Raw genomic sequence first — 11,318 nt, forward strand, 5'->3', positions numbered from 1 at the left:
AGCGGGAGTGTGCTCGCTCACCGCGCGCCCCTGGCCGTGCCGGAGGTCGTCGCCCGTCCGCCGGGCGGCGCGGTCCGCGGGGTGCGGCGCAGCACGCCCCACGGCGAGGCCGACTCCTGGCGCGGCGTCCCCTACGCCCGCCCGCCGGTGGGCGAGCACCGCTTCGCCGCGGCCGTCCCCCACGAGCCGTGGACGGGCGTGCGCGACGCCACCGGGCCCGGCCCGGCCTGCGCGCAGCGCGTGCCCGTCGTGCCCGCCCCGCTCGGGCTCGTGCTCGGCACGACCGGTCGGCGAACCGAGGACTGCCTGACGGTCGACGTCCACGCGCCCGCGGGCGCGGCGGAGGACGGGCGGCGCCGTCCCGTCCTCGTCTGGGTCCACGGCGGCGCCTTCTCCAGCGGGAGCGCCGGGGAGTACGACGGCTCCCACCTCGCGGCCCGGGGCGACGTCGTCGTGGTGTGCGTCAACTACCGCCTGGGGATGCTGGGCTTCGCCGACCTGGCCGACGTCGTCGCCCGGCCCGGCCCGGGCCGCCGGGGGGTCGACCCCGAGCGCGTGCCCAGCAACGTCGGCCTGCGCGACCAGGTGCTGGCGCTGGAGTGGGTGCGCGACGCCGTCGAGGCGTTCGGCGGCGACCCGGCGCGCGTCACGCTGGCGGGGGAGTCCGCCGGGTCGGCGTCGGTCGCCCTGCTCATGACGAGCCCCGCCGCGCGAGGCCTCTTCGCCGGGGCGGTCTGCCAGAGCGGCGCGCTGTCCATCGCCACCGACCGCGAGGACGCCACGCGGCTGGCGCGCGAGCTGTGCGCCCAGCTGGGCGTCAGCCGCGAGGAGCCCGAGGGGCTCTGGCGGGCGTCGACGCGCGAGGTGCTGCGGGCCGCGGCGGCCGTCTCGGCCACGCGCCCGGAGGGCCTCACCACGCGGCCCTGGTTCGACGGCGACCTGCTGCCGGCCAGTCTCCCGGCGGCGCACGCGACGTCGACGCCGCCCGTCCCGCTCCTGTCGGGCAGCAACCGCGACGAGCACACGCTCTTCCGGCGCTTCGCCCGCGACGTCCTCCCCGAGACGCGGGCCCGCCTGGCGCAGGCGCTGGACGCGGCCGCGGGCCCCGAGGAGACCGACCGCATCCTCAGCGCCTACCCGCGCGACGAGCGGGGCCTCACCGACCTGGGCTCCCACCTGCTCTTCACCGTGCCGGGCATCCACCACAGCGAGGCGCACGCCCGCACGAGCCCGACGTGGCGCTACCGCGTGGACTGGGGGCCCGCCGCGTTCGGTCTCGGGGCCACGCACGGCGTCGAGCTCTACCTGCTGTGGCCGTACGCGCCCGTGCGCCGGGCCCTGCAGCGCCTCGACCGGGACGGGCGCGTGGCCGACCTCGCCGACCGCGTCCAGCGGCACTGGCTCCACTTCGTCCGGCACGGCGAGCCCGACCCCGCCGTGGGCCCGTGGCCGCGCTACGACGCCGAGCGCCGCTCCACGCTCGTCCTCGACCTCGAGGACCGCGTCGTCGAGGACCCCGAGGGCGAGCAGCGCGCCGTCTGGGGCGGGCGGGACGTGCTCGTGCACTGACGCCCGCGGCCCCGCCGGGGCCGGACCTCCCTCTCGGGACGCGCCGCCGGCGCCGCGCCCCGTACCCTGGTCGGATGCCCGCCGGTGCGCGGGCTGGTGTGCCGGGAAGTCTGGTCGGCGTCCCGTGCCGTCGACCCCAGGGAGACCCCGTGAACCCGCCCTCCGGCGCCGACCCGCGCGACCTCCGGGAGCGCGAGGACGGCGCGCCGACGTCGCCCTCCGGCGCGGAGACCCCCCAGAGCCCCACCGACCCGCGGCCGCACCCGGTCGAGGAGGAGCACCGCGGCCTCGCGGCGCTGCTGTCGGGCGAGCGGCTCGGCGGCGTCCTGCTGCTCGTCGGTGCGGCGATCGCGCTCGTGTGGGCCAACTCGCCGTGGCGCGAGGCCTACGCCGGCCTGTCCGAGACCGTCGTCGGGCCCGCGTCGCTCCACCTCGACCTGTCGCTGTCGACGTGGGCGGCGGACGGCCTCCTGGCGGTCTTCTTCTTCGTCGTCGGGCTCGAGCTCAAGCGGGAGATCGTCGCCGGCTCGCTGCGCGACCCGCGCACCGCGGCGGTGCCGGCCATCGCCGCCGTCGGCGGCATGGCCCTGCCGGCCCTCGTGTTCGTCGTCGTCCTGCTCGTCGCGGGCTCCGAGGGCCTGCAGGGGTGGGCGGTGCCGACGGCCACCGACATCGCCTTCGCGGTGGCCGTCCTCGCGGTGGTCGGCAAGGGGCTCCCCGTCGGGCTGCGCACCTTCCTGCTCACGCTCGCCGTCGTCGACGACCTGCTCGCCATCACCATCATCGCCGTCTTCTACACGGCCGACCTCGCCGTCGTGTGGCTGCTCGCGGCCGTCCCCGCCGTCCTCGTCTTCGCGCTGCTGTCGCGCGTGCGACCGGGCGGGCAGGGCCTGCGCGTGCTCCTCGTGGTCGCCATGCTCGTCGCGGCGGCCGTGGCCTGGGTCTTCGTCCACGAGTCCGGCGTCCACGCCACCGTCGCCGGTGTCGTCCTGGGCTTCTCGGTGCCCGCGCTGGCACGGCGCGGCGAGGACCTCTCCGTGGCCGAGCGCTACGAGCACGCCGTCCGGCCCTTCTCGGCCGCCTTCGCGCTGCCGGTCTTCGCCTTCTTCGCCGCGGGCGTCTCCGTCGTCGACGCCGGCGGCTTCGGCGCGGTGCTGGGCCAGCCGATCGCGATCGCCGTCGCCCTGGGCCTCGTGCTCGGGAAGGTGCTGGGCGTGCTCGGGCTCACGGCGCTGGTGATGCGCCTCACGCCGCTGCAGCTGCCGGAGGGTCTGCGCACGCCCGACCTGCTCGGCGTCGCCTTCCTCGCCGGCATCGGCTTCACGGTGTCGCTGCTCATCACCGAGCTCGCCTTCGAGCCCGGCGAGGTGCAGGACGGCGCCCGGCTGGCCGTCCTCGTCGGCTCGCTCGTCTCGGCGCTCGCCGCCTCGCTGGTGCTGACCCTGCAGAAGCGCGCGGTGGCCCGCACCGGGTCGCCGAACCCCGCCGCCGCCCGGGCGTCGTCGTGAGCCGCTCCGCCCGCGGGGCGCGGTGACGAGCCCCGCGGGCCCCCGCGGCGTCGGGCCGGCCCGTCGTCCGTGGGAGGACGCCGGGTCCCTGGCGCCGCTCTACGACGCCGTCGACTGGGCCGGCGGGCCGCTCGGCCCGCCGGAGGACTGGGACGAGACGCTCCGCGGCTCCCTCGCCCTGGCCCTGACGACCCGGTTCCCCGTCACCCTGCTGTGGGGCCCGGAGCACGTGCTCGTCTACAACGCGGCGTACGCCGAGATCATCGAGGACAAGCACCCCGACGCCCTCGGCCGGCGGTGCGCCGACGTCTTCCCCGAGGCGTGGCCGGTCATCGGCCCGATGCTGGCGGACGTCATGGCGGGCGGCGGGCCGACGTGGACCGAGGACGTCCGGATGCCCCTGGTCCGGCGCGGGGGCCGCTCGGAGGAGTGCTTCTTCACGTACTCCTACTCACCCGTCGCGGCGCCGGACGGGCGCGTCGCCGGCGTCCTCGACATCACGGCCGAGACGACCCGGCAGGTCGTCGACCGCCGGCGGCTGGCCCTGCTCGCCCAGCTCACCGACCGCCTCTCGGACCTCGAGGACGCCGAGACGCTGCCCGCGGTCGCGCTGCCCGTGCTCCGCAGCGCGCGCCACGACCTCGTCGACCCCGCGCTGCTCGCCCCGGACGACCCCCTGGCCCCGATCGACCGGGACGTGGTCGTCGAGGAGGTCGCGGAGGAGGACGTCGAGGCGGGGACGGGGCTGCGCCACCGCGTGCTGCTGCGGCTGCCGGGCGTCCTGCCGCGGGCGCAGCGCCCCGTGCTCGTCGCGGGCGTCGACCCCGAGGTGCCCGTGGACCGGGTGCTGCTGGAGTTCCTCGTCCTCGTCGCCGGCGTGCTCGGCACGGCCCTCGAGCGGGCCCGGGCGCACGCCGTCGAGCGCGCCTCCGGCCAGCTCGCGCGGTCGATGTCGGAGGCGCTCCAGCGCGACCTGCTGACGCCCCTCCCGCAGCCGGACCACGTCCAGCTCGCGGCGCGCTACCAGCCCGCGGCGTCCGAGCTCGCGGTCGGCGGCGACTGGTACGACGCCTTCACCACCGCCGACGGCGGCACGTCGTTCGTCGTCGGGGACGTCAGCGGTCACGACGCGGGCGCGGCCGTCGCCATGGCGCAGGTGCGCAACGTCCTGCGCGGGGTCGGCCACGCCCTCGGCGAGCCGCCCGCCGCCGTCCTCGACGCCCTGGACCGGGCGATGCGCGACCTCGCCGTCGGCGCCCTGGCCACTGCCGTCCTCGCGCGGCTCGAGGAGGACGAGGGCGACGACGAGGGGAGGGGCGGGCACCGCGTGCGCTGGGCCAACGCCGGGCACCTGCCGCCCGTCCTCGTGCACCCCGACGGACGGGTCGAGCTCCTGCAGCGGCGCAGCGACCTGCTGCTGGGGCTCTCGACGGGCGCGGCCCGCCGCGACCACCAGGTCGCGCTCCCCGCCGGAGCCACCTTCCTGCTCGTCACGGACGGGCTCGTCGAGCGCCGCGGGGCGCACCTGTCCGACGGCCTCGCGTGGCTGCGCAGCACGGTCGAGCGCCTCGCGAGGGCGGGCGCGACCGTGGAGGAGCTCCTCGACGGGCTGCTCGCCGAGGTGGGGGCGGACGTCGAGGACGACGTCGCCCTCCTGGCCGTCCGCGCCCACCCGCGGGACCGGCCGCGCCCCCCCGAGGCCGGGCCGGAGGTGGGTCCCGACGACCTGCTGCGGGGCGAGCTCCGCGGCGCGCGGTGAGGGCGGCCGGCCCGGCGGCGCCTCAGCCGTAGTGGCGCGCCGTGGAGCGGCGCTGGCTCTCCTCGAGGGCCGCGAACCGCGCCTCGGCGTAGGCGGGCAGCCGCCGCCGCTCGCGCACGACCCACGGCAGCCCGGCGATCGCCAGCGCCACCCCGGCCGCGCTCGTGCGGTCGCGCGGGATGCTGCTCAGCAGGTGCGCCGTGCGCCGCGCCGCCGCCGGCACCGGGCGGCGCAGCCAGGTGAACCACAGGGTGTTGCGGACGCCGTCGCGCCGCCGCCGCAGCCGCTCGCGCGCGGGGGAGGGCTGGTGGTGCAGCACGAGCTCGGGCAGGTGGCACAGCTCCCAGCCCGCCGCGGCGAGGTCGGAGGCCATGAGCTCCTCCTCCCCGCCCAGCCACAGGCGCCGCGAGAAGCCGCCGACCTCCCGGAAGGCGCTGCGCCGCACGACGGAGGCGCCGGCGAGGAAGGAGCCGAGCGCCGGGCCGGGCAGCCACGACGGGCCCTGGACGGGGGACTCGCGGAGCTCGACGTTGATGGCGTCCTGGCGACCGCCGGGCTCGACGAGGATCTGCGCCGTCACGCACGCCAGCGCGGGGTGGGCCTCCAGGACGTCCGCGGCGCGGGCCAGGGAGCCCGGCTCCCACCACGTGTCGTCGTCGCAGAAGGCGATGAGCTCCGGCGGCGGGTCGAGCGCCCGCTCCAGCGCCGCGACGCCGACGTCGCGCCCGAGCGCGCCCAGGTTCTCCGGGCTCGCCACGAGCAGCGCCCACGGGTGCTCGGCCGCGACGGCCTCGGCGGTGCCGTCGTCCGAGCCGTTGTCGACGACGGCGACGGCGGGCCTCTCGGGCAGGTCCCGCAGCCGCTCGAGCGCGCTCAGGACCTCCGCGCGGCGGCGGTGGGTGATGACGACGACGGCGAGGCGCGGGTCGGCCGACGGGCGGGGCGAGGAGGGGGCGGCGGCGCTCGCGGGGGGCACGACCGGCGACCCTACGGGGACGCCCGACGGGCACCAGCCGGGGCCGGTCGGCTCGGCGACGGGCACGCGCGCGCCCGGTCCGTCCGGTCCGTGCCGGGGTGCCCGGCGGCCTGCCCGGTTCCCAGCCACCTCCCAGGCGCGCGGAGGGGGGAGCGGCTTGCACCGCGGCGCGGCGCCGGTCAGTGTTGACGGCTGGTCGAGCGCCGCTGACGTCGCCGCGTGCCCGCTCCCGACGCCCCGCACCCCGGAGGTCCCCGTGCCCGCCCTGCTGTCCCCGACCGACGAGGCCGACGCCGGCGGCACGGCCGCCCAGGCGCTCCCCGAGGACATCGTCTACGCCTCGGCGACGACGGTGCTGCTGTACCTGGCGGTCGGCGTCGCGGCGGCCTTCGTCGTCGGCCTCCTCGTCACCGCCGTCCTGCGTCGCATCGGCCGCCGCTCGGCCGTGGTGCGCGACGTCGAGGCGCGGGGTCGGCGGCCGTTCCGCATCGTCCTCGTCCTCGTGGCCGCGCGCGTCGTCCTCGAGGCCGCCACGCTCCAGTCCTCGTGGGCGGAGCCGGTCGCCTACGTCGTCAACCTCGCGATCATCGCCATGCTCGCCTGGCTGGCCGCTGTCGTCGCCTTCGTCCTCGAGGACGTCGCGCTCGACAAGTACCGCCTCGACGGGCCCGACAACCGCCGCGCGCGCCGCGTCCGCACCCAGGTCTCCCTGCTGCGGCGCCTGACCGTCGCCGTGGTGGTGGTGCTCGCGGTCGGCGCGATGCTCCTCACCATCCCCGCCGCGCGCGAGTGGGGCGCGACGATCTTCGCCTCGGCCGGCGTCGTCGGCGTCGTGGCCGGCCTCGCCGCGCAGACGTCGCTGGCCAACCTCTTCGCCGGTCTGCAGATCACCTTCACGGACGCGATCCGCGTGGACGACGTCGTCGTCATCGAGGGCGAGTTCGGGCGCATCGAGGAGATCACGCTGACCTACGTCGTCCTCCACATCTGGGACGACCGCCGGCTCGTGCTGCCCTCGACGTACTTCACGACGACGCCCATCGAGAACTGGACCCGCAAGGACTCCGAGGTCATGGGCGCCGTCATGCTCGACGTCGACTGGGAGGTGCCGATCGACGGGCTGCGCGAGCAGATGCACTGCTACCTCGAGTCGACGCCCAACTGGGACGGCCGCGTGGCCAACCTCGTGGTCGTCGAGGCCGTCGGCGGCGTCGTGACCCTGCGCGCGGTCGTCAGCGCGAAGGACGGCGCGACACTGTGGGACCTGCGGACGGGGCTGCGCGAGGCGCTCGTCGTGTGGCTGCAGCGCACGGCGCCGGACGCCCTGCCGCGCACCCGCATCACGACGGCGGCGGACCCCGCGGCGAGCAGCCGGCCCCGGCGCGAGCTGCCGGCCCAGCCCGGCGGCGCCCGCGACGCCGCACCGGTGCAGAGCGCCGACCCCGAGCAGGACACCCCCGCGCGGCGCTACGAGACGGGGCTCTTCACCGGCAGCCTCGAGGCCGTGGCGCGCGCGCAGCGCTTCTCCGGGCCGAGCGAGGAGGAGATGGAGGAGCGGCGCCGCTCCGGCGAGGCCCGCTCCGGCGAGGTCGACGTCGTCGACGCCCCGGCCGAGGAGGAGCCGCCCAGCTGGCGCGACCAGCTGGCGTCGGGCCGGGACGACTCCCGCGGCTGACGCCCCGCGGTGCGCGGTCCTGGCCCTGGTCGAGGGCCCCGGGCGGGCCGTCAGAGCACGCGGGAGCCGAGCACGGAGGTCTGGATGGCGGTGACCGCGGCGCCGCGGGCCCACTCGGCGAAGCCGACGGCCTGGACGTCGACGTCGACGTCGCGGGCCCGGGGGTCGCGGTCGGCGGCCACCGCCGCGAGGAGGGCCGCGCGCCCCGTCTCGGCGAGGGCGACGCCGTCGCCGGAGACCACCACCTTCTGCGGCATGGTCGTGTTGGCGACGAGGGCCACGAGCCGCCCGAGGGCGCGGGCCGCGTCCTCGACCACGCGGGCGGCCGCCGGGTCACCGGCGGCCGCGAGCGCGAGCACGTCGGCGTAGGCCACGGGCCGCCGGAGGGCGACCGAGGCGCGCGCCTCCACGCCGCCCACGGTGAGCATCGCGTCCGCGCACCCGACGTGGCCGAGGGGGCAGGTGGGCCCGGTGGGCGCCAGGGGGACGTGGCCGAGGAGGCCGACGCCCGCGTCGGGCCCCGCCACCACCCGGTCGTGGACGACGAGCGCGTAGCCGACGCCCTCGCCGATCGTCAGGACGGCGAAGTGGTCGCACGCCCCGGCGGCGCCGAACCACTGCTCGGCGCGCGCGAGGGACAGCACGTCGTTGTCGACGACGACCGGCAGGCCGAGGCGGTCGGAGAGGAGCTCGCCGAGGTCGACGTCCTCCCACCGCAGGTAGCGAGCGCTGCGCACGCGGCTGCGGCCCTCGACGAGGCCGCCGACGCCGACGCCCACGGCCGTCACGGGCGCGCCCCCGCCGGCCGTCGTGTCCCCGTCCAGGTCGGTGACGAGCCCGGCGACGGCCTCGACGACGTCCGCCGGTGACGTGCCGACGAGCGGCTGCTCGCGCACCGCGAGCGTGCGCGCCCGCAGGTCCGTCGCGACGGCGTGCACCGCGTCGGCGGTGACCTTGACCCCCACGAAGCGGTGCCGGCCGGTCGCCACGTCCAGCGGGCGCGATCCCGACGTCCCGGGTCCCTCGAGCTCGACGAGCAGGCCCGCGTCGACGAGCGGCCGGGACAGGCGCGTGAGGCTCCCGCGGGAGAGGTCGAGGCGGCGCGCGAGGTCGCTGCGGGACAGGGGGCCGTGGCGCAGGACCTCGAGGGCGACGGCCAGGGCCGAGCCCTCGAGCGGTGCCCAGCGGGCAGGGGTCACGCAGCGCCTCCGACGGGTCACGGCCGCTCCGACGCGGCGCGCGGAGGGGCTGCCGGGCATGATGCCAGCCGCTCGATGTTCCGTTGCGGAACCGGTCGGCGCGCAGGAACGCGCTCCTCGTCCGGCGCGGGGGTCTTGACGGGCGCGCGTGTTCTTCCGTAGAACTGCACCGGTGCTCGACGCGGAGCACCGCCCGACGTCCGGGCCTGCGACGCCGCGAGCGCGCCGACGTCGGCCCACCGGGCGCACGTCCCGGCAGCGCCGTCCGAGCGGCGCGCTCCACCAGCCCGCCGGCCCACCAGCAGCAGCCCCCCACCGCCGCAGGAGACCGCATGAGCAGCGCCGCCCCCGTCGCCACACCCTCCGCCTCCTCGGCGCCCGGCCCGTCGCCGAGCGGCGACCACCTCGTGCACCTGCGGGCGGCCGGGACGAGCGTGGTGCTGTCCTCCCAGGACGGGCGCCTGCCGTCGGTGCTGCACTGGGGTCCCGACCTCGGCGCCGCCACGGAGGAGGACCTGCGCGTCCTGCGCGCCGCCTCGGTCCCCCAGGTGGTGAACAACGACGTCGACGTCCACCTCCCGGTGGGGCTCCTGCCGGAGATGGCGACGGGCTGGCGGGGCCGCCCGGGCCTGGCGGGGCACCGGGACGGGGCCGGCTGGACGCCCTCGGCGCGGCTCACCGCGTGGCACGTCGAGGAGGGGCCGGGCGGCGAGGGCGGGCGGCTCGTCGCCGAGGGGGAGGACGCCGACGCCGGGGTCGCCGTGCGCCTCGAGCTCGAGCTGCTGCCGTCCGGGCTGCTGCGCACCCGCGCGGCCGTGCGCAACCTGCGTGACGCCCCCTACGTCGTCGACGCGCTCGCCCCGGCGCTGCCCGTCCCGGAGACCGCGACGGAGGTCCTCGACCTCGCGGGACGCTGGGGCCGCGAGCGGGCCCCCCAGCGGGCGCCCTTCGGGGTGGGGGCCCACAGCCGCGAGAACCGCCGCGGCCGCACGGGCCCGGACGCGCCGCTCGTCCTCGCCGTCGGGGCGGAGGGCTTCGGGTTCCGCGCCGGCGAGGTGTGGGCGGTGCACACCGCGTGGAGCGGCAACCACGTGACCTGCGCCGAGCGGGTCGCGGAGGGCCAGCGGCTCCTCTCGGGCGGTGAGCTGCTCCTCCCGGGCGAGGTCCGCCTCGGCCGCGGGGAGGAGCTCGAGAGCCCGTGGCTGTACGCGGCGCACGCCCTCGACGGCCTCGACGGCGTCGCGGCGCGCTTCCACGAGCACCTGCGCTCGCGCGAGCAGCACCCGAGCAGCCCGCGCCCCGTCGTCATGAACGTGTGGGAGGCCGTCTACTTCGACCACGACCTCGACCGCCTCGTCGAGCTCGCGCGCCTCGGGGCGGAGGTCGGTGCCGAGCGGTTCGTCCTCGACGACGGCTGGTTCCGCCACCGCCGCGACGACTCCGCGGGGCTCGGCGACTGGTACGTCGACGAGGACGTGTGGCCGCAGGGCCTGACGCCCCTCGTGGACGCCGTCCGCGCGCAGGGCATGGACTTCGGCCTGTGGTTCGAGCCGGAGATGGTCAACCCCGACTCCGACCTCGCCCGCGCGCACCCGGACTGGCTCCTGCGCCCCGAGGGGCGCGAGCCGCTGCTGTCGCGGCGCCAGCAGGTGCTCGACCTCGGCCACCCCGACGCCCGCGCCCACGTGCTCGAGCGCCTCGACAGCCTCCTGACCGAGTACGACATCTCCTACGTCAAGTGGGACCACAACCGCGACCTCCTCGACGCCGGGTCCGGCCCCGTCCGCGCCCCGGGGGTGCACGCGCAGACCCTCGCGGTCTACGCGCTGCTCGACGAGCTGCGCCGCCGACACCCGGGGGTCGAGGTCGAGTCGTGCAGCTCGGGCGGGCTGCGCGTCGACCTGGGCGTCCTGGAGCGCACCGACCGGGTCTGGGGGAGCGACTGCATCGACCCGCTGGAGCGCCAGCAGATCCAGCGGTGGACGACGCAGCTGCTGCCGCCCGAGCTCGTCGGCAGCCACGTCGGCAGCCCGCGCTCCCACACCACCGGCCGCACCCACGACCTGTCCTTCCGCGCCGGCACCGCGCTGTTCTGCTCCTTCGGGATCGAGTGGGACGTCTCCTCCGCCACGCCGGAGGAGCGCGAGGAGCTCGCCGCCTGGGTGTCGCTCTACAAGGACGTGCGGGGGCTGCTCCACACCGGCCGCACGGTGCGCGCCGACGCGTGGGACCCCGCGGTCGCGCTCCACGGCGTCGTCTCGCAGGACGGCTCCGACGCCCTCTTCGCCCTCGTCCAGCTCAGCACGGCGCTGACCTCGGTGCCCGGGAACGTCCGTCTGCCGGGCCTGCGGCCCGACGTGCTCTACCGCGTCAGCGCGCAGGCCCCGGGCGACCTGCCCCGTGTCCGGCGGCGGCGGCTCACCCCCTGGCTCGCCGAGGGCGTCGTCCTGCCGGGCTCGGTCCTCGGTGCCGCGGGCGTCCGGGCACCCGCCCTCGACCCCGAGCAGCTCCTCCTGCTGCGGGTCCAGGAGGTCGCCCGGGGGGACGGGGCGCAGGACGGCTCCGGGGCAGGGGAGCGGTGAGCACCGCGGTCCCCAGCGGCCCGTCGCTGCCGGCGTCGCCGTCGGGCGAC

The 11,318-nt window shown here is 77.7% G+C and carries 7 protein-coding genes; 5 read left to right on the forward strand and 2 right to left on the reverse strand.

Annotated elements, in window-relative coordinates:
* The 3 genes from HLB09_RS07970 to HLB09_RS07980 form a co-directional block, all read left to right on the forward strand.
* Positions 1-1,569, forward strand: a 1,569-nt coding sequence (locus HLB09_RS07970) for a carboxylesterase/lipase family protein (RefSeq protein WP_212770745.1), incomplete at its 5' end; no start/stop codon positions are given.
* Positions 1,570-1,718: 149 nt separating this feature from the next.
* Entirely contained in the window at positions 1,719-3,077 is a 1,359-nt protein-coding gene (gene nhaA / locus HLB09_RS07975; RefSeq protein ID WP_212770746.1) for a Na+/H+ antiporter NhaA, read from the forward strand.
* Positions 3,078-3,099: 22 nt separating this feature from the next.
* On the forward strand, positions 3,100-4,836 hold the full coding sequence (locus HLB09_RS07980) for a SpoIIE family protein phosphatase (protein WP_171202862.1): 1,737 nt from the start codon (positions 3,100-3,102) through the stop codon (positions 4,834-4,836).
* A gap of 22 nt (positions 4,837-4,858) precedes the next feature.
* On the opposite strand, the gene HLB09_RS07985 is transcribed toward HLB09_RS07980, so the two are convergent.
* Positions 4,859-5,812 carry a glycosyltransferase family 2 protein gene (locus HLB09_RS07985; protein WP_212770747.1) on the reverse strand — a complete coding sequence of 318 codons (954 nt, stop codon included), beginning with the start codon at positions 5,810-5,812 and terminating at the stop codon, positions 4,859-4,861.
* Positions 5,813-6,068: 256 nt separating this feature from the next.
* On the opposite strand from HLB09_RS07985, the gene HLB09_RS07990 reads away from it, so the two are divergent.
* Positions 6,069-7,487 (forward strand): mechanosensitive ion channel family protein, encoded by a 1,419-nt coding sequence (locus tag HLB09_RS07990; protein WP_322790077.1) that lies wholly within the window; start codon positions 6,069-6,071, stop codon positions 7,485-7,487.
* A 50-nt stretch (positions 7,488-7,537) separates the two neighbouring features.
* Here the strand turns inward: HLB09_RS07990 and HLB09_RS07995 are convergent, their stop codons facing one another.
* Positions 7,538-8,686, reverse strand: coding sequence for an ROK family transcriptional regulator (locus HLB09_RS07995; RefSeq protein WP_322790078.1), 1,149 nt, complete (start codon positions 8,684-8,686; stop codon positions 7,538-7,540).
* A gap of 332 nt (positions 8,687-9,018) precedes the next feature.
* Here HLB09_RS07995 and HLB09_RS08000 point away from each other — a divergent pair, with 332 nt between their 5' ends.
* Positions 9,019-11,268 carry an alpha-galactosidase gene (locus HLB09_RS08000; RefSeq protein ID WP_171202865.1) on the forward strand — a complete coding sequence of 750 codons (2,250 nt, stop codon included), beginning with the start codon at positions 9,019-9,021 and terminating at the stop codon, positions 11,266-11,268.
* The last annotated feature ends 50 nt before the right edge of the window (positions 11,269-11,318 follow it).

Source organism: Pseudokineococcus marinus, from assembly GCF_013004605.1.
GTDB lineage: Bacteria > Actinomycetota > Actinomycetes > Actinomycetales > Quadrisphaeraceae > Pseudokineococcus > Pseudokineococcus marinus.

Coding starts and splice junctions, on each gene's coding strand:
- HLB09_RS08000 (WP_171202865.1), top strand. CDS start 9,019: ATGAGCAGCGCCGCCCCCGTCGCCACACCCTCCGCCTCCTCGGCGCCC.